This is a genomic window from Streptomyces sp. NBC_00091 (assembly GCF_026343185.1).
GTDB lineage: Bacteria > Actinomycetota > Actinomycetes > Streptomycetales > Streptomycetaceae > Streptomyces.
In genome coordinates this window covers 2,808,064-2,826,439 of record NZ_JAPEMA010000001.1, presented here as the reverse complement: position 1 = coordinate 2,826,439, position 18,376 = coordinate 2,808,064, and the positions used below count along the sequence as shown (strand labels likewise).

22 protein-coding genes and 1 pseudogene are annotated in these 18,376 nt (G+C 72.7%); 9 read left to right on the top strand and 14 right to left on the bottom strand.

What is annotated here, in order from left to right:
* Positions 1 to 41: 41 nt before the first annotated feature.
* Both OOK34_RS13045 and OOK34_RS13040 read left to right on the top strand, forming a co-directional pair.
* Positions 42 to 284: pseudogene (locus OOK34_RS13045) on the top strand (ATP-binding protein); the annotation flags it as partial.
* Between the two features lie 165 nt (positions 285 to 449).
* Positions 450 to 650: a hypothetical protein gene (locus OOK34_RS13040; RefSeq protein ID WP_267034022.1), complete on the top strand. Its 201-nt coding sequence runs from the start codon at positions 450 to 452 to the stop codon at positions 648 to 650.
* Positions 651 to 665: 15 nt separating this feature from the next.
* Here the strand turns inward: OOK34_RS13040 and OOK34_RS13035 are convergent, their stop codons facing one another.
* Together OOK34_RS13035 and OOK34_RS13030 are read right to left on the bottom strand one after the other, a co-directional pair.
* The gene (locus OOK34_RS13035) at positions 666 to 2,147 is read right to left on the bottom strand and encodes a UDP-N-acetylmuramoyl-L-alanyl-D-glutamate--2,6-diaminopimelate ligase (RefSeq protein WP_267034021.1); all 1,482 of its coding nucleotides are present in this window, start codon (positions 2,145 to 2,147) and stop codon (positions 666 to 668) included.
* A 140-nt stretch (positions 2,148 to 2,287) separates the two neighbouring features.
* On the bottom strand, positions 2,288 to 2,440 hold the full coding sequence (locus tag OOK34_RS13030; RefSeq protein ID WP_267034020.1) for a hypothetical protein: 153 nt from the start codon (positions 2,438 to 2,440) through the stop codon (positions 2,288 to 2,290).
* Positions 2,441 to 2,519: 79 nt separating this feature from the next.
* On the opposite strand from OOK34_RS13030, the gene OOK34_RS13025 reads away from it, so the two are divergent.
* Positions 2,520 to 2,702, top strand: a complete 183-nt coding sequence (locus OOK34_RS13025; RefSeq protein WP_267034019.1) for a hypothetical protein — start codon at positions 2,520 to 2,522, stop codon at positions 2,700 to 2,702.
* A 4-nt stretch (positions 2,703 to 2,706) separates the two neighbouring features.
* On the opposite strand, the gene OOK34_RS13020 is transcribed toward OOK34_RS13025, so the two are convergent.
* Positions 2,707 to 3,216: a DUF5994 family protein gene (locus OOK34_RS13020; protein WP_267034018.1), complete on the bottom strand. Its 510-nt coding sequence runs from the start codon at positions 3,214 to 3,216 to the stop codon at positions 2,707 to 2,709.
* Positions 3,217 to 3,501: 285 nt separating this feature from the next.
* On the opposite strand from OOK34_RS13020, the gene OOK34_RS13015 reads away from it, so the two are divergent.
* From OOK34_RS13015 to OOK34_RS13005, 3 genes are all read left to right on the top strand, one after another.
* Positions 3,502 to 4,077: a DUF5994 family protein gene (locus tag OOK34_RS13015; RefSeq protein ID WP_267034017.1), complete on the top strand. Its 576-nt coding sequence runs from the start codon at positions 3,502 to 3,504 to the stop codon at positions 4,075 to 4,077.
* Between the two features lie 5 nt (positions 4,078 to 4,082).
* Entirely contained in the window at positions 4,083 to 4,271 is a 189-nt protein-coding gene (locus tag OOK34_RS13010) for a hypothetical protein (protein WP_267034016.1), read from the top strand.
* 139 nt (positions 4,272 to 4,410) lie between these two features.
* Complete coding sequence (locus tag OOK34_RS13005; protein WP_267034015.1) at positions 4,411 to 4,683, top strand: hypothetical protein; 273 nt, start codon at positions 4,411 to 4,413, stop codon at positions 4,681 to 4,683.
* A 61-nt stretch (positions 4,684 to 4,744) separates the two neighbouring features.
* Here OOK34_RS13005 and OOK34_RS13000 read toward each other — a convergent pair whose 3' ends face one another.
* Complete coding sequence (locus tag OOK34_RS13000; RefSeq protein WP_267034014.1) at positions 4,745 to 5,812, bottom strand: MerR family transcriptional regulator; 1,068 nt, start codon at positions 5,810 to 5,812, stop codon at positions 4,745 to 4,747.
* A 197-nt stretch (positions 5,813 to 6,009) separates the two neighbouring features.
* Here OOK34_RS13000 and OOK34_RS12995 point away from each other — a divergent pair, with 197 nt between their 5' ends.
* On the top strand, positions 6,010 to 6,294 hold the full coding sequence (locus tag OOK34_RS12995; RefSeq protein ID WP_267034013.1) for an isoamylase early set domain-containing protein: 285 nt from the start codon (positions 6,010 to 6,012) through the stop codon (positions 6,292 to 6,294).
* Positions 6,295 to 6,341: 47 nt separating this feature from the next.
* Here OOK34_RS12995 and OOK34_RS12990 read toward each other — a convergent pair whose 3' ends face one another.
* The 7 genes from OOK34_RS12990 to OOK34_RS12960 all read right to left on the bottom strand — a co-directional run bounded on the left by OOK34_RS12990 (position 6,342) and on the right by OOK34_RS12960 (position 13,837).
* A complete protein-coding gene (locus OOK34_RS12990) occupies positions 6,342 to 7,619 on the bottom strand; it encodes a cytochrome P450 (RefSeq protein ID WP_267034012.1) in 1,278 nt (425 codons plus the stop codon).
* Positions 7,620 to 7,679: 60 nt separating this feature from the next.
* The gene (helR, locus tag OOK34_RS12985; protein ID WP_267034011.1) at positions 7,680 to 9,851 is read right to left on the bottom strand and encodes an RNA polymerase recycling motor ATPase HelR; all 2,172 of its coding nucleotides are present in this window, start codon (positions 9,849 to 9,851) and stop codon (positions 7,680 to 7,682) included.
* A gap of 109 nt (positions 9,852 to 9,960) precedes the next feature.
* Positions 9,961 to 10,524, bottom strand: coding sequence for a signal peptidase I (locus tag OOK34_RS12980; protein WP_267034010.1), 564 nt, complete (start codon positions 10,522 to 10,524; stop codon positions 9,961 to 9,963).
* A gap of 159 nt (positions 10,525 to 10,683) precedes the next feature.
* Positions 10,684 to 11,361, bottom strand: coding sequence for a hypothetical protein (locus OOK34_RS12975; RefSeq protein WP_267034009.1), 678 nt, complete (start codon positions 11,359 to 11,361; stop codon positions 10,684 to 10,686).
* 108 nt (positions 11,362 to 11,469) lie between these two features.
* On the bottom strand, positions 11,470 to 12,138 hold the full coding sequence (locus OOK34_RS12970; protein ID WP_267034008.1) for a response regulator transcription factor: 669 nt from the start codon (positions 12,136 to 12,138) through the stop codon (positions 11,470 to 11,472).
* A complete protein-coding gene (locus OOK34_RS12965) occupies positions 12,135 to 13,403 on the bottom strand; it encodes a sensor histidine kinase (protein ID WP_267034007.1) in 1,269 nt (422 codons plus the stop codon). The genes OOK34_RS12970 and OOK34_RS12965 overlap by 4 nt, the downstream gene beginning before the upstream one ends.
* A gap of 77 nt (positions 13,404 to 13,480) precedes the next feature.
* On the bottom strand, positions 13,481 to 13,837 hold the full coding sequence (locus OOK34_RS12960) for a hypothetical protein (protein ID WP_267034006.1): 357 nt from the start codon (positions 13,835 to 13,837) through the stop codon (positions 13,481 to 13,483).
* A gap of 138 nt (positions 13,838 to 13,975) precedes the next feature.
* Here OOK34_RS12960 and OOK34_RS12955 point away from each other — a divergent pair, with 138 nt between their 5' ends.
* Positions 13,976 to 14,380: an SsgA family sporulation/cell division regulator gene (locus tag OOK34_RS12955; protein ID WP_267034005.1), complete on the top strand. Its 405-nt coding sequence runs from the start codon at positions 13,976 to 13,978 to the stop codon at positions 14,378 to 14,380.
* A gap of 1 nt (position 14,381) precedes the next feature.
* Here the strand turns inward: OOK34_RS12955 and OOK34_RS12950 are convergent, their stop codons facing one another.
* Both OOK34_RS12950 and OOK34_RS12945 read right to left on the bottom strand, forming a co-directional pair.
* Positions 14,382 to 15,422, bottom strand: coding sequence for a hypothetical protein (locus tag OOK34_RS12950; protein WP_267034004.1), 1,041 nt, complete (start codon positions 15,420 to 15,422; stop codon positions 14,382 to 14,384).
* Positions 15,423 to 15,597: 175 nt separating this feature from the next.
* The gene (locus OOK34_RS12945; protein ID WP_267034003.1) at positions 15,598 to 16,488 is read right to left on the bottom strand and encodes a LysR family transcriptional regulator; all 891 of its coding nucleotides are present in this window, start codon (positions 16,486 to 16,488) and stop codon (positions 15,598 to 15,600) included.
* A gap of 169 nt (positions 16,489 to 16,657) precedes the next feature.
* Between OOK34_RS12945 and OOK34_RS12940 the strand changes: the two genes are divergently transcribed.
* Positions 16,658 to 17,746 (top strand): alkene reductase, encoded by a 1,089-nt coding sequence (locus OOK34_RS12940; RefSeq protein ID WP_267034002.1) that lies wholly within the window; start codon positions 16,658 to 16,660, stop codon positions 17,744 to 17,746.
* Here the strand turns inward: OOK34_RS12940 and OOK34_RS12935 are convergent.
* Entirely contained in the window at positions 17,733 to 18,251 is a 519-nt protein-coding gene (locus OOK34_RS12935; protein WP_267034001.1) for a DUF3995 domain-containing protein, read from the bottom strand. The genes OOK34_RS12940 and OOK34_RS12935 overlap by 14 nt on opposite strands.
* Between the last annotated feature and the right edge of the window lie 125 nt (positions 18,252 to 18,376).

Genomic DNA, 18,376 nt, shown 5'->3' with positions numbered 1-18,376 from the left:
GGCCGACGGTGCCCCTGATCCACCAAGTACGGCGCGGCGGGATCGACCTGGTCGGCGCCGACCGCCAGCCGGTGGCCAAACAGCTGCTCTTCCTCGGATCGGTCAAATGGCTGGAGAACTCGGCCTTCGACAGCCACGATCTCGCCGCACTGCACAAGCACCGGGCAGCGGTCACCGACGACCCCGTGCCGCTGATCGCGGTTTCCCGCAGCGGCGTCGACTGCGCCGGGCTCCAGGCAACGTACGGCCCGGAAGAACTGCTCACCGCATGGCACGGAAACTGAGGCGAGGTCCGTGAAGAGATGGTCCGCCGTCCGATGCCGCCGCATCGAGGGCGGGCGTCACCCGTGCGCCACCCCTTCGTGGTCGAAATGATGCAGGCCACCACTGTGCGTGTCAGCGTGATCCGAGAGGAGTCCGTACCCCACGCAACAGGAGGAGTCGCCGTCATGGACGGTACGCAGGGCAAGCCCAAGGAGCCGGGCAAGGGCCGCGAAGCGCAGGTTCACCATCGCCCCGGGGACCCCGCGCACACCCAGCCGGGCAAGGCGTCCCGCGAGCAGGGACGCAAGCAGGGGCAGAAGGAGACCTCGCGGCGCCGCGAGGACGATCTGCTGCGCGAAGAGGATCTGCACGACGAGACGTCCTGACCAGCCGGACACCCCCTAGGGCTGGGCCAGTTCGCGCACCGTGGCCATGTCGCTGAAGGGGAGCAGCTCCTCGCCGACGATCTGGTGCGGTTCGCTGCCCTTGCCCGCGATCAGGACCGTGTCGTCGGGGCCCGCCGCGGACAGGGCGAAGGCGATCGCCTGGCGGCGGTCGGCGTAGCGCCGGAAGGGGGTGCCGGTCGCCGTGAGGCCGGGGGAGACCTGGTCCAGGATGGCCTCGGGGTCCTCGTTGCGGGGGTTGTCCGAGGTCAGGACGCAGAGGTCGGAATGGGTCCCGGCGATCTGGCCCATCTCGGCCCGTTTGGTGGTGTCGCGGTCCCCGCCGCAGCCGAAGACCGTGATCACCCGGCCGCGGGCGAAGCCCCGGATGGTGGTCAGGACCTTGTCCAGGGAGTCCGGCGAGTGGGCGTAGTCCACGATCACCGACGTGCCCAGCGGGGTCCGGAAGCGTTCCAGCCGGCCCGGGACCGGCGGCATCCGGTCGAGCGCGTCGACCAGGGGGCCCAGCTCGTGCCCCAGCACGTGGCAGGCCGCCACCGTGGCCAGCGCGTTGGCCACCGAGAACCGGCCGGGGACGGGGATCGAGGCCGGGTAGGCGCGTCCGTCGTGGTGGAGGGTGAACCGCGTACCCGAGGCACTCACCACGAGGTCCGTGGCCCGGTAGTCAGCCGGGCGGTCGAGGGCGTACGTGGTCACCGCACCCGGCATCATCGACACGATGGACGCGCCCACCGGGTCGTCGGCGTTGACCACCGCACGCCGGCACAGGCCCTGGAACAGCCGCAGCTTGGCGTCCCGGTAGTCCGCCATCGTGCCGTGGTCGTCCAGATGGTCCTGCGTCAGGTTGGTGAAGACCCCGACGTCGATGAACGTACGGTCCACCCGGTGCGTCAGCAGCGCCATCGAGGTGGCCTCCAGCACCACGGCGGCGGCCCCGCGGTCGCGCATGTACCCCAGCAGGTACTGCAGGTCGGGGGATTCCGGCGTGGTCAGCGCCGATGGCGGCATGGGGATCGGCTCGTCGCCGATCCTGCTTCCGGCGGTTCCGATCACCCCCACCCTGGAGCCCTCGGCGATCCGCAGGACGGACTCCACCATGTACGAGACGGAGGTCTTCCCGTTGGTGCCGGTGATCGCCACCATGTCCAACTGCCGCCCGGGCTCGCCGAAGTAACGGGAGCTCACCACCGCGGCGGCCGTCCGCGTGTCCGGTACCCGGATGGCGCAGGTGTCGGGGGGCCATACCGCGGCCGGCAGGCCGGGCTCACCGCCGTCGACGAGTACGGCGGCGGCGCCCCGGGCCAGGGCGGGCGAGACGGAGCCGGGGCCGCCTTCCCGGTGTCCGGGTACGGCGATGAAGAGCGAGCCCGGCGTCACCCGGTCGGCGTCGAAGGTGGTTCCCGCGGTGATCAGCGTCGTGTCCGGATCACCCTGGAGAACGTGGTGCTCCTGCCCGGCCAGCAATTCGCTCAGCTTCACAATGATCCCTTCGAGGGGGCTCTGGCCCGGGCGTGCGGCCGTAGCCAGGCGGCAGCGCCGGCGGCATGCCGGGAAGCTGCTGTGGTGATGTGGAGCGGAGAAGCCGGAGCCGGAGGAGCCGGAGCCGGAGGCGCGGAGCGCTAGCCGTGGCCGTGCAGGACGGTACGGCGGGTGTCGGGCACCGCGGCGAAGGCCGTGCCGGCCGGGTCGACGACGGTCGGAACCCCGGCGGACGGGCGCATCCCGGAGGCGGCCTGCTGCAGGCACTGCCTCGAGGAACGTGTGCGACCCATGGGCCGAGTGTACGGCCCGCCCAGCGGGCCCGGGGCTCGCCGGTGCCGGGGCGTGAAGGCCACCGGCCCGTCTACGACGGTGACCAGCCGTCCCCGTACGGCGACGGCCTTCCGCGCATACCCGGATTCCTGGGCGCGCGTCGACTTCCACGAGCAGGTGAAGGAGAACCCGGCCCCGGTCCTCCTCCTCGCCGGTGCGAACGACCCCGCATTGGGACCCGAGGCCGTCGCCGTGGCTGTCGAGCGGTACCTCGGCCGCTGAGGGTTCAGGGTCCGGCTGCCGGGTCGGCAGCGCCGCCGTCCTCGGGTTCGGGCGTGGTGGCGATGAGGATCTGAGCGGCCTCGGTGATGTTGTCGGCGCGGACGGCGCGGGCCATCGCCTCGCGGGCGGCGTCGGCCGTGGTCTCCGGGGGAACCACCAGCAGGGCGAAGTGGTCGTTGTCGCCGCGGGTGATCAGGACGGTGTCGTCGCCGACCGGGTCGGAGTCGAGGTGCACGACCTGGTCGTCGATGACCAGGCGGGTCGGGAGGCCGTTCCAGGCGGCCGCGTCAACGCCCACCCGGGCGATCGGCCCGAGATGCCCGATCAACGTGCTGATCAGCGCGGGCAGCTCCGTCTCGATGTCGCGCGTGCGCGGCCACCACGCGCCGTCCAGGAGCCCCTCCCGGGACCGCGTGGTCTCCAGCCGCAGCAGGGCCGTGCCGGGTTTGACCGCCTGGTGGATCGCATCCGGCAGGAGCAGTGGGGGCGTGTGGGGGGTGTCGGAGTCAGCCATGTGGTCCGCCCGTCTACGGGGTGCGGCCCTGCTTCATCGCAGGCCGGCACCGACGCCGGCTTCCGGTCGGCGACGTGCGCGATCCCGCCGTAGTTTCACGATACTCCCGCCGCCCGATCCACCGCCCGCCGGAAAACAGCTGGTCACGCCGGTCAGAGTCCATCGAACGGGCGTACAGTGAAAAAACCGGGAGTACTTCGCGCACCCGCTTCCACGCGGGTGCCATTTCCGGCGATCGCCTAAGAACCGGGCTGCCGACGGGCAGTCCGGGGGCAGGTCCGCATCATGACCACGACCCTCCACCGGACCGCGCCCCGCGACCTCGCCGCAGAGCTCCCGGCGCGCTTGTCCCTCACCCCGAAGACCACGCTCGCCGGCCAGCTGGACGGGGCCTGGTGGCCCTACTCCCGCGACCTCGAAGCCGAGCTCCCGCCGCTCGCCGCCGCCCTGGAGGAACCCTGGGGCCGCGTCACCCACGTCACCGTGAACCCCACCCGCTGGCCCGCCGTCCCACACACGGTTGCCCTGGACGGGCGCATCCTGCACGTGGGCTGGTTCACCGAACAGCACCCCGACAAGCTGATCCTGCTCTCCTACACCGTCGGCCGCTGGGACCTCCTCGTCATCCCGCCCGAGACCGAGCCCGCCGCCGCGACCCGGCTGATGGCCGCCGCCGCGATCCCCGGCAGCGTCCTCACCGCCGGAGTCCTGATGGCCAACGAAGCCGCCATCGGGCGCGGCCTCCGCGACGCCCAGCGCCAGGAAGCCGGCTGGGAGAGCGAAGGCGGGGCCTTCATGTCCCCCTTGGGGAACCCGATGGACCGAAGCACCCTCCCACTGCCCGGAAACGGCTGGAGGTGAGCTCCGTGGAGACCCTCGTCCTCATCGCGGTGATCATCCTCATGACCGGCATCGGAATGCGCCTGATACACCTGCTCAACGCCCAGCACGACGCACGGATCGCGGCCTACCACTTCAGCGACCCCCTGCCGAGACCTCCCGGCCTCCCGGACGACACCAGTCGTCGAGCCCACCGCACGGATGCCGACCGGTGAGGAACAGACCTTCCTCCGACCGGGAGCAGCGGGCGGGGCGCCACGGCGCCCCGCCCCGCCGGCTTCTCGCCCACTCCGACGAGATCTGAGAGCCCCGACGGGCTCCGGAGCCCACCACCGCACGCGAGAGGACACGGTCATGGCCACGCTGCGGGAACGCAAGACCTACCGCGAACAGGTGCTCCGGGTCCTGTACGAAGCCGTCGAAGGCAACCGCCTCCTCGGCATCACCGGAGCGCAGCTGCGGCGCGACCTCCACGTACCGGAACAGGACCTGGCCGCCGCCTGCACCTACCTGGCGGGCGAAGGCCTGATCACCGTCGACTGGGAACCGGGCAACACTCCCGCGATGGTCACCCTCACCCACGAGGGAATCCGGCGCATGGAATCCGAGGAGGAAGAGCACGGCTGAATCCCCTTGCACACGTGAAGGGCCCCGGGGCGATGCCCGGCGCGAGCGGGGGCGGCGCCCGCTAGTTGTCCAGGCTGACGGGCATCAGGAGCGAGAAGGCGGCCTCGGTGTCGGTGCGGCGGATCGCCACGGGGGCCTTGGGGGCTCCGAATTCCAGGATCAGCCGGTCCTGGGCGCCGGCGGCGAGGGCGTGGAGCAGGAACTCGCGGTTGACGGCGACCAGGTCCTGGCCGGCGCCGGCGCCGGCGCCGTCCTCGTAGACGGTGACCGTGCCGTCCGCGGCCACCTTGAGCACGCTGACACCGTCCTCGTTCGCGTGGACGGGGCCGGTTTCCAGCGTCTTGCGGAACGCCTGCACGTCGACGAGGACACGGCGCCCCGCGGGGAGGCGGATGAGGCGGCGGTAGTCGGGGAAGTCGTGGTCGAGGCACTGGCCGGCCGTCTGGCGGTCTCCCGCCTCCAGGGCCACGCGGTCACCGTCCACGGTGAGCCGGACGGACGCGTCGTCGCTCAGCAGCGCCCGCATCGCGTCGGCGAGCGGGGACGGCACGATGACCTGCGTACGGGGCCCGTCGTGCCCGGTGGTGCGGGCTCGTGCCACAGCCATCCGGTACCGGTCGGTGGCCACGACACGGAGCTCGTCGCCCTCGATGTCGAACAGGACACCGCCGAGCATCGGCAGCTCCGGGTCGGTGCCGGCGGCGAAGCGGACCGCGTCCAGCGCGGCTGCCAGCTCAGGCGCGGGGACGGCAAGCCGGACGGTGGCGGTGCGGAGCGTGGTCATGGGGTTCTCCCTGCATTCGAGTAGCGCTCGGAGCGTGGAGAACTCGCTGCGGGCATCCGACAGCCCCAGTTCGAGACGGCGCAGGTGCGCCCGGAGCAGTTGCCGCACCAGGTCGGTGTCCGCGCTGGACCAGCCGGCCAGTACCAGCCGGATGTCCGCCAACGGCATGCCCGCCCGGCGCAGCCGGGCCAGCAACCGGGCCTCCTCGAGCTGCTCGGGGCCGTACCAGCGGTAGCCGCTCGCCGGATCCACCCGGGCCGGGACCAGCACGCCGGCGCCGTCGTAGAACCGCAGGGCACTCACGCCCAGGCCACAGTCCCGGGCCATCTCACCAATGCTGCGCATCTCGCTCTCCACACCTGGAACTCTGAGCCCTCGACCACGTCGAGGGTCAACGGCCGAACCGTTCGGAGAGCGGTGAGTCGGCCCCGGGGCCCGTGCGCGCTCCGCCGGGCGGGTGCCGGTCCGCCGTGTCGTCGTGGGACCGCCCGGCCTCGGTACGAGGATGTGGCCGACGTTTCCCGACCCGGTAGGAGCTTCCCGTGCTCGAACGCAAGCGCCGCAAAGGCGGCAAGGACCACACGGAGATCACCTTCGTCCTGCCGGCGGACACCCCGCCCGGGCCGGTCAGTGTCGTGGGCGACTTCAACGACTGGCGGCCGGGCACGCACGAGCTGCGGCCGCGCAAGGACGGATCGCGCGCGGTCACCGTCGCACTGCCCGGCAAGAGCACGCACGCCTTCCGCTACCTGGCGGCGGGCGACTACTGGTTCAACGACGAGGGAGCCGACGCCCTCGACGGCTCCAACAGCCTGCTCCGTACCTGACGGACCCGGCGAGTCCTGGGGCGGGCCCGCCACGCCCGAGGGCGCGGTCAGCGCCCTCGGGCGCTCTTGAGCTCCGCCTTGTCCATCCGGGACGCGACCTCGATGACGAACCCGCTGTGGGGGCGGGTGGGGATCCGGTTCAGCGGAATGGACAGGTCCTGTCGCGGTACGGCGGGGTCCGTGCGGGCGAGGGCCGACGCGAGGGCGGCGAGCAGGGAGAGGGTGATGTCCTCGCCCGGGCACCGGTGGCCGGTCCGGGCGTCGCCGGCGCCCTGGGGGATCAGTTCGCCCGGGCCCGGTTCGCGGCCCAGGAAGCGCTCGGGGGCGAAGTGGTAGGGCCGCTCCCACAGCGCGGGGTCGTGGTGGTGCCCGTACACGTCGAGGAGGAGCAGGGTTCCGGCCGGGAGCTGGTCACCGGCGAAGGTGAGGTCGCGGGCGGCCAGGCCTGCGATGAAGGGCACGAAGGGGTAGAAGCGGCGGACTTCGTGGGCGAAGGCGCGGGCGTGGGCGGGGCCGTCGGAGCCGTCGGTGCGCAGCTGGTCACGGTGACCGGGATGGCGGTGGAGCGCGTGCGCGGCGAAGGTGACGTACCAGGCGACGGCGACGGTCGGACGGATGATGTTGAGGAGTTCGACGGCCGCCGTGTGCGGGTCGAGCAGGGTGCCGTCCGGCTCGCGGTGCAGGGCGACCGTCTCCAGCACCGTCCCGGAAACCAGCTTCGGGTCGTACGCGCGGACCCGGTTCACGGCGTCCATGAGGGCCTGCTCCTGGCGGCGGCGGGCGCGGCGGGCCCGTGCGTGCCGGGGTCCGGCGGTGGCGAACCCTTCCACCATCGCCACGCAGTCCTCGCCGATCTCACGGGCCGCCTCCTCCGGGACCGGCAGACCCACCCAGTCGCAGACCGCCCCCGCGAGCAGGGTCGCCACCTCGTCGAAGAGCACCACCCCGCGGCCCTCCCAGCGGGGCACGGCTTCGCGCCAGCCGCTCTCCACCCGTGCGGTCAGGCCGCCGACGGCCACGGGCGACATCAGCAGCGACGCCAGCAGCTCCTTGCGCGCCCGGTGGCGTGCTCCGTCCAGGGTGTGTACCGCTCCCCTGCCGAAGAGGGTGTCGAGCACCTGCGGCGGCAGCGCGCCGTGCCGCTCGACGCGGGTCTCGTCGTAGAAGAGGGAAACGGCCTCGAGGCCGTGCAGCAGTGCCGCGGGCCGTCCCATCAGGCGGGTGTGCACGACGGGCGCGCCGTCATGGGCCCGGCGCAGGTCCGGGGCCCATGCGTAGCCGTAAACCAGCAGGGACAGGGTGCTGTCAATGTGGTGACCGGACATGCCCTGCGCCTACCCGGGGTGGGGGCGCGCATTCGGGCCGGGGCCCGATGGCCGCCGCGGTCAGGGGCTCGTCAGGATGACGAGTTTCTGGGTCGCGCGGGTCATCGCGACGTAGCGGTCGACCGCGCCCGCGGTGCCTTCGCCGAAGGAGTCCGGGTCGATCAGGACGACCAGGTCGAACTCGAGGCCCTTGGAGAGTGACGGGGTCAGCGAGCGGACGCGGGGGGTCGGGCGGAAGGTGTCCTCGCCGATGTCACCGGCGGCGATGACGCAGGCGACGCCCTCGGGGTTGGCGGCGAGCCAGGTGTCGAGGACCGCGTCCAGGTCCGCGACGGGTCCGTGGGCGACGGGGATGCCGCTGCTGCGGATGGAGGCCGGCACGTTGGCGTCCGGGAGGGCGGCGCGGATGACCGGCTCGGCCTGCGCCATGACCTCTTCCGGCGTGCGGTAGTTGACGCTCAGGGAGGCCACCTCGATCCGGTCGAGGCCGACCCGCTCGAGCCGTTCGCGCCACGACTCCGTGAACCCGTCCCGGGACTGGGCGCGGTCGCCGACGATGGTGAAGCTCCGGGACGGGCAGCGCAGCAGCAGCATCTGCCACTCGGCGTCGGTCAGTTCCTGGGCCTCGTCCACGACGATGTGCGCGAACGGGCCGGCGAGGGGCTCGGGGTCGGCGGCGGGCAGCGCGGTCCCGTCGATCAGGCTGTCCTGGAGGTCCCGGCCGCGCAGCATCGTCACCGCGCCCTCGCCGTCGTCATCGGCGGCCAGCACGTTGTCGATGACGCCGGCCATGCGCTCGCGTTCGGCGGCGACGGTGGCGGCGTGGCGGCGCTTGCGCACGGCCGCCTCCGGGTCGCCGAGCCGCTGCCGCGCCGCGTCCAGGAGCGGCAGGTCGGACACCGTCCAGGCCTGGGCGTCCGCGCGCTGGAGCGTACGGACCTCGTCGCGGCCGAGCCGGGGCGCGCACATCCGCAGGTAGGCGGGGACCGACCAGAGGTCGCCGACGAGGTCGCCCGCTTCGAGCATCGGCCAGGCGCGGTCGAGGGTCCCGACCAGCTCCTCGTCGTGCAGCAGCGACTTGTGGAACGCCTCCGGCGGGACGTCTCCGTCCAGCTTGTCCAGCAGGATGGTGACCAGTTCCTCCCAGATCTGGTCGCGCGCCTCGTTGTGCGGGGTGCCGCGTCCCGCGTCGAACGCATCGGCCCAGTCGTCGGCGGTGAGCCGGATGTCGGCCCAGTCGGTCGAGACCGTCATCCCCTCGGCGGGGGGCTCCTCGTAGAACCTGACGGCCGTCTCGATCGCCTTCACCATGTCCGCGGACGACTTCAGGCGGGCCACCTCCGGGTCGGACTCCACCGTCGCCGCGGCCCCCTCCTCGACGAGGTCGCGCAGGACGCAGGTCTGCACGCCCTCCTCTCCGAGGCTGGGCAGGACGTCCTCGACGTAGGCCAGGTAGGGCCGGTGCGGGCCGACGAACAGCACGCCGCCCCGCCGGTGGCCGAGGCGCGGGTCGGAGTAGAGGAGGTGGGCGGTCCGGTGCAGGGCGACCACGGTCTTGCCCGTACCCGGGCCGCCGTCGACGACGAGGGCGCCGCGCGACCCCGCGCGGATGATGGCGTCCTGGTCGGACTGGATGGTGGCGAGGACGTCCCGCATCCGGTCCGAGCGGTTGCTCCCCAGGCTGGCGATGAAGGCCGACTGGTCGTCGAGCGCGGCGCGCCCTTCGAGCCCGTCGGCGGTGAACACCTCGTCCCAGTAGTCGCTGATCCGGCCGCGGGTCCAGCGGTACCTGCGGCGGCTCGCCAGGCCCATCGGGGCGGCGTGCGTGGCCGCGAAGAAGGGCTCGGCCGCCGGGGAGCGCCAGTCGACCAGCAGCCGGCGCCCCTCGCTGTCGGTGAGGCCGAGGCGGCCGACGTACACGGGCTCGGCGCTGTCCGCCGTGACGATGTGTCCCAGGCACAGGTCCCGGCCGAAGCGGCGCAGGGTGCGCAGACGACCCGTCAGGCGGTGGATCTCCAGGTCTCGTTCCATCGCTTCCCGGCCGATGCCGCCCGGCGCCTTGCGCGTGGCCTCGAGGCGGTCGGACAGTTCGGCGATCGCCTCCTCGAGGGTCTGCGCGATGGCGGCGAAGTGGCACTCGTCGCCGTCGGTCAGGGCCGGATCGGCCTTGGCGGAGAGGTGGGAGGGAAGGTCGAACGCGCTGGTGGCCGCACTGATGGTCAGGGGGTTCATGTGCTCCTGTTTCCGCGGGATTTGGGGCTAGGTCCGCGATTCTTCCCCAGGAGCGGGGCCTTGCCGCAAGCCCCCCTGTGCGCTATAAGTTAAGAGTGGCGGGGAGTGATTACTCCTCCCTTCGCCCTTCTTCACACCGAGCCCAGGCAGTCCGGCCGGGTACGTGTACGCAGCCCCGGAGCGCGGCCGCGTACAGCAGTACGGCGCAGCCCAGGTACGCCCAGTCCCCCTGCTGGAGCCACAGCCAGACCGTCCCGACCCAGGGCACCGCGACCGCGACGACGCCGCGCAGCCGGTCCGGGGTGACGGGAGTGGGGTCCGGGCGGGGGTTGGCGTCGCCCTTGACCAGGTAGGCGTCCTCGGGGAGGCGCTTGACGGCGCGGTGGGTGGTGAGCCGGCCGCCGTGGTCGGGGTCCTCGTACGCGATGACGGCTCCGCCGCCGACCTCGGACGGCAGTACGTGCTGGACGGCGACCACATCGCCCCGGCTCAGCGCCGGCTCCATGGAGCCCGAGACGACCACGGACGGGGACCAGCCCCATGCGAGTGCGGCCATGGGGATGCACATCAGCGTCGTCACCATGGTCACGAGGGCGCGGCAGCCGGACATCCGCAGGACCAGCCACCAGCTCTCCTCCGCTGCCGTCGCCGGCGGCGCGCCTGAGGGGATCACGGGGAGTTCCGTCGTCTCGTCTGTCCGGTCATGAGGAGCGGCCGACCGGTCCCCGGTGTTCGTGCCCACGTGATCGCCTTTCTTGTGGGGCGTGGCTCAACGCCGGTGCGGCGCCGACACCCCTGCCGGGTCGGCGCCGCACCGGAATCGGTCGGGACGTCAGGCCTTCTTCTCGGTCTCGTCGAGCTCGGCGCCGACGGTGAAGGTGATGCCGCTGTTCTGGGCCTCCGCCGGAGCGTCCTTGTCCAGGTACCAGGAGAGCTGGAGGTCGTACCGGTTCGTGAGCTTGAACTTGCCCTTCTCCTTGTCCGCGTCCTTGCCCTTGCCCTTGAGCGGCAGCTGGTCCTTGATCGTCAGACCGGTGGCGTCGTCCTTGAGCCAATCGGCGACGGTGCGCTCCTCCTCGAACACGACGTCGAACTGCCCCTGGCGCTGGACTTCGAAGCCCAGGTGCAGGTGCTTGGCCAGCTCCGAGTTCTTGATGTCCACGACGTTGCCCTTGGCGTCCTTGGCGACGACGTCCTTGAACAGCAGCCGGCCGGCGCTCTGCGCGGCGTCGGGATCAGGGTTGAAGGTGTACTTGACCGTGGTCCACGCCGCCGGGGTGTCCGGGGTGAGGCCGGAGACGTTGACGACCGCCGCGTTCGGCTTGCTGCTCGACACCGTGGCCTTGGTCCACTTGCCGGACGCCAGGGTGTTGTTGTCGTTCCAGGCGGACGCCGTGACCGTGGCGTGGGTGGCGCCGAGGACCATCGCGCCGGAGGCCAGGACACCGACCGGGATGGCCGCCAGCTTCGACCAGCGCTTGGCGCGGCCCGCGTTCATCGCAATACGCATGATGTGACTCCAGGGGGTATGGGGCACGCCGTGGTGGCGTGACCGGAACGCCCTGATCAGATCGGGTGGCCGCGGGCCGAAGGTTGGTTCTGACGGAGGCGAAGGTGATCACCTTCCGCCGAGGAGGCCCGCCTGGTGCGCGAGGATCGCGGCCTGGGTCCGGTTGTCGACCCTGAGGGCGGTCAGCAGCCGGGACACGTACGCCTTGACCGTGCCCTCGGTCAGGTACATCCGCCGGGCGATCTCCGCGTTGGACAGGCCCTCCCCGAGGTGGCACAGGAGCTCGCACTGCTGGTCGGTGAGCGCTTCCAGCCGGCGCCGCTGCTCGGGCGGGATACCGGTGGGCCGCTGGGGGCCGCGCGCGCGGGAGGCCGCCAGCAGCCGGGCCGCGGAGGCCTCGGCGAGCACCCTGCCGCCGGACGCGACCAGCCGTACCGCTCCCACGATCTGCTCGGGCGGGGCGTCCTTGAGGAGGTAGCCGGCCGCCCCGGCCTCGAGGGCCTCGGTGACCCCTTCCTCGGTGTCGAAGGTGGTGAGCACCAGGACCGCGGGAGGGTTGGGGAGGGCGAGGAGCTGCCGGGTGGCGGTGATGCCGTCCATCCCGGGCATCCGCAGGTCGGTCAGGACGAGGTCGGGGGACAGCTCGCGCGCACGGGCCATGGCGGAGGCGCCGTCGCAGGCCTCGCCGACCACCTCGATGCCCTCGGCGGCGTCCAGCAGCATGCGCAGGCCGAACCGCACCAGCGGTTCGTCGTCCGTGACGAGTACGCGGATCATGCGGTGCTCCCTCCGTCTGGGGCCTTCCGGGGGAGCGTCCCACGGCCGTGGTCGACGTCCGTGAACCTCGCGGTCATCGAAAGTCGATCCGGTGTGGCGGTGGGCACGGTCATCACCACGCGCCAGCCGCCGTCCGGGGTGGGTCCGGCCTGGAACTCGCCGTCCAGGAGGGAGACGCGCTCGCGCAGCCCGATCATGCCGAAGCCGCAGCCCGCGGCGTCGCTCCGTACGTGGCGCGCCGGCGGTTCGTTGTGCACGGAGGCCGAGAGCACGCCGTCGGCCAGGTGGATCCGTACGGCGGTACGGGCGCCCGGGGCGTGCTTGACCACGTTCGTCAGGGCCTCCTGGACGGTGCGGTACGCGGTGAGCGCGATCTCCGGCGGCACGGCGTCGTCGGCCTCGTCGGCTCCGTCGGCTCCGTCGGCCCCGCGGTCGAAGGTGACGGCGAGGCCCGCGGCGCGGGCCTCGCCCACCAGCGCGTCGAGGTCGGCGAGCCTGCGGCCCGCGACCACCGAGCCCTCCCCGTCCCGCAGGGCGCCCAGGACCTGCCGCAGGTCGCGCATCGCGGCGCGCGCGGTGTCGCCCGCCGCCCGGGCCAGCTTCCTGCTCTCCGGCTTCACACCGGGGACGAACTCGATCGCCCCGGCGTGCATGGCGATGATCGCGATCCGGTGGCCCAGGATGTCGTGCATCTCGCGCGAGAGGCGCAGCCGCTCCTCCGAGCGGGTCTGCCGGATCCGGTGCTCGCGCTCGGCGCGCAGCGCGGTGATGCTCCGCTCGTAGGCGTTCGCGCCGAGGCCGAAGACCACGGGCAGGACGACGTAGAAGGCCGAGTTCAGGAAGTCCTCCACCACCGAGGTTCCGAGGTGGCCGGGCAGGAGCGCCTTCAGCGGGACGAAGGCCGCGGAGCCGAGCGCGATCACCGCCGTGCGCCGGCCGCGCTGGTAGCGGGCGAGACCGTAGAGGGCGAAGAAGACCGGGGTGCGGGCACCGTTGAGCACCAGGCCGGCCATGGTCAGCAGGGCCACGGGGAGCGGGGCCCGCCGCCGGCAGAGGAAACCGGCGGTGACGACGAGCGCGACCGCCGCGCTGGGCAGGGTGCCGCTCACCAGCCCGGCGTCGGGCCGGAACGCGCAGTGCAGCGCCCCCAAGGCGACCAGGCCGACCATCAGCAGATCGGCGCGCAGCCACTGGGACCGCCCGACGGGCGTCATGAGCTTGAAGAACCAGCGCTCGAAGGTGTCCGGGGAGGCAGCGGCGATCACGGGCATCCTTGATCAAATGTGGATATTCCACCAAATGGAGTCATTCATTATGCCCGTCTTATCCCACAGCCCCTACCTCATGATCGAAAGGACGTCCCCGGCACGAACTCGACGCGCAGGGGCCGCACCGCGTACACGTCCAGGCCGACGGCACGGCACTCAGCCGCGACCGTGGCGGTGAGCTCTTCCGCCAGCGCCTCGGGGTCACGCGGTGGGCGAACGCCATCGGGGTCGGGGGCCGCGGACGAGACGACCCGGCACACGGCGGCCTCGACCACGGCTCCGAGACGGGCCTCGTGGCCGGCCCGGTCCCAGAGCGCCCGCACCGTGCCCCGCGCCCGCCAGACGACCAGCACCGCCGCCCGGAAGGCGATGCCGCCACGGTCGATGCCCCGTATCTCGGGGCTGCGCCAGTGTCGGAGGCGTACGTCCACAGTCGAATCTCCTCTTACGGCAGGTGAATACCGAGGTCATGAGGGCAGGAGGGCTGAATTCACAAACGTGCACGAACCGGCGGCTAGCGTCCTGCGGTGATCACGCCCGGTTCCCCCACGCCCCCGGAGACACACATCGTGACCAAGAGCATCACCGCCACCGTCTTCATGGTGTTGGAGAGCGAGTACGAACGGAGCACCGTGCGAACGCGGCTGCGCTACCGCACGGACCGGCCGTTCGAGATGACGGCGCGCTTCCACCGGCCCGGCGAATGCGCCAAGAGCTGGGTGTTCGCCCGCGACCTGCTGCTGGACGGGCGCGGTTCCTTCGCGGGTCAGGGCGACCTGCGGATATGGCCGCTGCGCTTCGCCAGGCACTCCCGCGTCTTCTTCAGCCTCGCCTCGGACGACGGTGACTGCCTGCTGTCCGCCGACGCGGACGACGTCGACGCCTGGTGCGCGGAGATGGAGACGCTCGTGCCGCGCGGCGCGGAGGAGCGCCACTTCGACATCGACGCGCAGCTGGCCCGGTTCCTGGGCTGACTCATCCGGCCGTGGCGCAGCGCGCCCCGCCCCGCGGGGCGGGCTGCCGGCCCGCCGCGTCGATGAGCCGGCGGTAGAGCAGGTTGCTGTGCCGGACGGCGGCCACCGCCCCGTCGTACGCGACGCCGACCTCCTTGCGCGCCCGCGCGAGGTCGCGTACCTGCCCGCCGATGGGGGCGAGGTCGGCGACCGCCTGGAACTGCTCCCGCCCCAGGTGGCGTCCGGCCCCCGCGGCGTCCGGCCGCCACCTGCCCAGCAGTGCCTCGACCGCCTGCTGCACGGGTGTGACGAGCCGCGGCGGGATGCCGTCCGGGCCCTCCGGCGGATCGGCGGCGAGGGTCCGCGCGGCGGTGATCCCGGCGGGCGGGCAGCCCACGGCGGCCATGGCTTCGAGCCGTCGCTCCAGCACCTCCCGCACGATGGCCTGGACCTGGACGATGCGGTCCAGGCCCCGCACCGCGGTCAGCGGCCGGGCCTCGGCGAACTCCAGCAGATGGGACTTCAGCAGCACGGACCCGTTGACGGCATCCATCCGCGCGGCGGCGGCCAGCAGCAGGTCGATCCGGCTGGGCGCATCCGTGGCCGACCAGGCCAGGGCGGGCCGGGCGCCCTCCCCCGCCCAGGCAGTGACGGCGTGGTTGACGACGGCCAGCAGCGGTGCGGCGTCGAACCCGAAGGTTCCGATCCGCCGGCCCACCGCCGCCCACAGGGCGGCGAACCTGGGCGGAACCCCGTCCACCGCGCGGCCTTCGCCGGACACCACCTCGGACCAGCCGCAGTTGACGCCGATCGCGGCGAGCCGCAGGGCCACCGGCTCCACCTGCCCCTTGGCGAGCGCGGCCACGCGGTCCTTCAGGCACACCACGCTCGGCCCGTCCCAGCGGTCGGCGGCGATCGACCGGGCGTCACGCACGCCTGCGGCGTGCATGGTCTCCCCCGCGTACCAGTCCAGCGACCGCCACGGCCCGGTCAGCGGGCGGTAGACGGCCGGTCTCGGGAGCAGGGGACCGCGGGCCACCGCGGCGGCGGATGGGAAGGTCATCGCAAATCTCCAGACGCTCGATGCCCGGAGACGCTATGCGGGCCCATCGCATCGAACGGAGAAAGCGGGATCCCCTTCGGCGAACCGGACGACTCACTTCCGTGCACTCCCCCACGCCATCCGTCGCGGCAGCCCGCTCGGCGCCAGCGACTCGGCGCCCGTCGCTCGGCGCCGGTCACGAGGCCGCGCGGAGCTCGCAGACCGTGTCGACGAAGGCGCGCACCCGGGCGTTGCCGCCGGACGCCGGCCAGACGAAGCCGTACTCCACGGGAGGGGCGTCGCGGAAGGGGACCCAGGCCACGTCGGGGCGGGCGTAGTAGCGCTCCGCCTCCTCGCTGGCCGGCGAGACCCCCTGGCCCAGGCCGACGCGGTTCATCACCTCGGTCCAGTAGGTGGCCGGGGGCCCGTGCTCGATGGGTCTGCCCTGCGGGGTGCGGTGGGGGTAGTGGTACTCGCGCCAGTACTGCGGCACCGACCCGGACACGGCGATCAGCGTCGACTCCGCGAGGTCCTCCACCGACACCGACGCACGCCGGGCGAAGGGGTGCCCGGCCGGCACCATCAGCACCCGGGGCTGGGACATCACGCGGGGGCCGAGGACGAGATCGGGTTCGTCCACCGGGTGCTCGGTGACCTGGAGGTGGACCCGGCCGCCGCGCATCGGCCCGAAGAGGTCGAAGAGCATCACCTCCTGGATCTCCACCTCGCAGTCCGGGTACCGGGCGCGGAAGACCCCGGCGGCCTTCACCAGGATCTCGGCGGCCATCGGGCTCGAGTACCCGACGTGCAGCACGCCCGTGATGCCCCGCCCCATGGCCACCGCGCGGTCGACGGCGCGCTGGAGCTGCTGCTGTACGGGGATCAGGTCCTCGCGCAGCTGCCGCCCGGTCGGGGTCAGGGTCACGCGGCGGCTGGTGCGTTCGAACAGCGGGACGCCGATGCGGCGTTCCAGCTTCTTGATGGTCTGGCTGACCCGCCCCTGGGCCAGGCCGAGCCGCTCGGAGGTGCGGCGGAAGTGCAGCTCCTCGGCCAGGGTCAGGAACGCCTCGATCTCGTGTCGCTCCACCGCCGGCCTCCATTGGTGAGTTTGGCGCACCGATCGTAGACGACCTCGATCTTGTTCGGTCCGCCGCGGCGTCCGAGAGTGGGTCCACCCCCCACCCCCACACCCTGACGCTCACCGACCGCGCCCCCGCCGCACCGGCGGGGGCGCCCGCCATGATGGGACCACCGCCATGACCACCGTCTTCGACCCCGCCCGACTCGGCGGCCTGGAACTGCCCAACCGTCTGGTGATGGCGCCGATGACCCGCAACCGCGCCGCCGACGACGGCACTCCGACCCCGCTGATGGCCACCTACTACGCGCAGCGCGCCTCCGCGGGGCTGATCATCGCCGAGGCCTCGACGCCGAACGCGGTCGGGCAGACGTACCCGAACATCACCGCGATCCACAGCGACGCGCACGTGGCCGGATGGCGGCGGGTCACCGGGGCGGTGGGCGCCGCGGGCGGCCGCATGTTCCTGCAACTGCAGCACGGCGGCCGGATCGGGCACCCCGACAACAGCGGCGGGCTGCCGCCCGTCGCGCCCTCGCCGGTCCCGCTCCCCGACACGGTCTTCACGCCCAGCGGTCACCAGCCGGCCGTCGTCCCGCTCGAGATGACCGGGGGCCAGATACGGTCCACCGTCGCCGACTTCGCCGCCGCCGCCCGCAGGGCCGTCGACGCGGGCTTCGCCGGAGTGGAGGTGCACGGCGGCAACGGCTACCTCCTGCACCAGTTCCTGGCGTCGGGCACCAACCACCGCACCGACGCCTACGGCGGCTCGGTGGCCGGCCGCATCCGGTTCGTACGGGAGGTGGTCCAGGCCGTCGCCGACGCCGTCGGACCCGAGCGGGTGGGCCTGCGCATCGCCCCCGGGGTCACGGCCAACGGCATGCACGAGGACGACGTCGAGGCCGTCTACCCGGCGCTGGTCGACGCCCTTCGCGACTCGGGCCTCGCCTACCTGCACGTCGTCTTCGCCGATCCCGACCAGCCCCTCTTCCAGCACATCCGCAAGCACTGGGCGGGCACGCTGATCGCCAATCCCGCGCTGCCGTGGCCCGGGCCGCTCCCCGCCGACGGCGGCAGGCACGAGGCCGAGCGGCTGCTCGCCGCGGGAGCGGACCTGGTCTCCCTCGGCCGCGCCTTCCTGGCCAACCCCGACCTGGTCGAGCGACTGCGCAGCGGTGCACCGCTCAACCCCCTCCAGGACAAGGGCCTGATGTACGTGGGCGGGGAGGCCGGGTACACCGACTACCCCGCGCTCAACGAGAACTGACCGGGCGCTCACCGGCCGGGCGCCGGGTCGCGATGAGCACGGCGGTGAAGAGGGCCAGGCAGGCCGGGGTGTACACGAACAGGTTGAGCCGGTAAAAGGGGCTGGCGGTGTCCACGCCGAAGCCCAGGGCCCAGGCGAGACCCACGACGGTACGGGCCAGCACCCCGGCGGCGACGGCGGCTGCGCCGAGCCGCACGGCCCGGGTCGGCAGCCGGCGGGCGAGCCGGGCGGGCCGGCCGGCCTGCGCCAGGAGCAGCGCCGCTCCGGCGAGCAGCAGGCCGAGGGGGGCGAGGAGGGCCGGCGGCGTGAACGGCACCTCCATGTTGAGGACCGCCCGGGACAGGGAGGCGGGATCCCGGGCCGGCCAGGTGCTGCCGGTCATCCAGTAGACGTGGACCAGCGCGTCCGCCGCGAGGAACGCCGCGGCCGCGGTCCCCGCCCGCGCCCGGGTCCGCGCCCCTGTCCGTATCCCTGCCCATGTCCGTTCGTTCGCCGTGACCGCCATGACCGCCTCCTGCTGATGTCGGGTGCCTTCGGGACGGAAGAGGGGCGGGGGCGGCCTGACATTCCCTGTGACCCGCACCACACGACCCGTATGGGAATGTGGCGCGGGTCACGGGGAATGTTCGG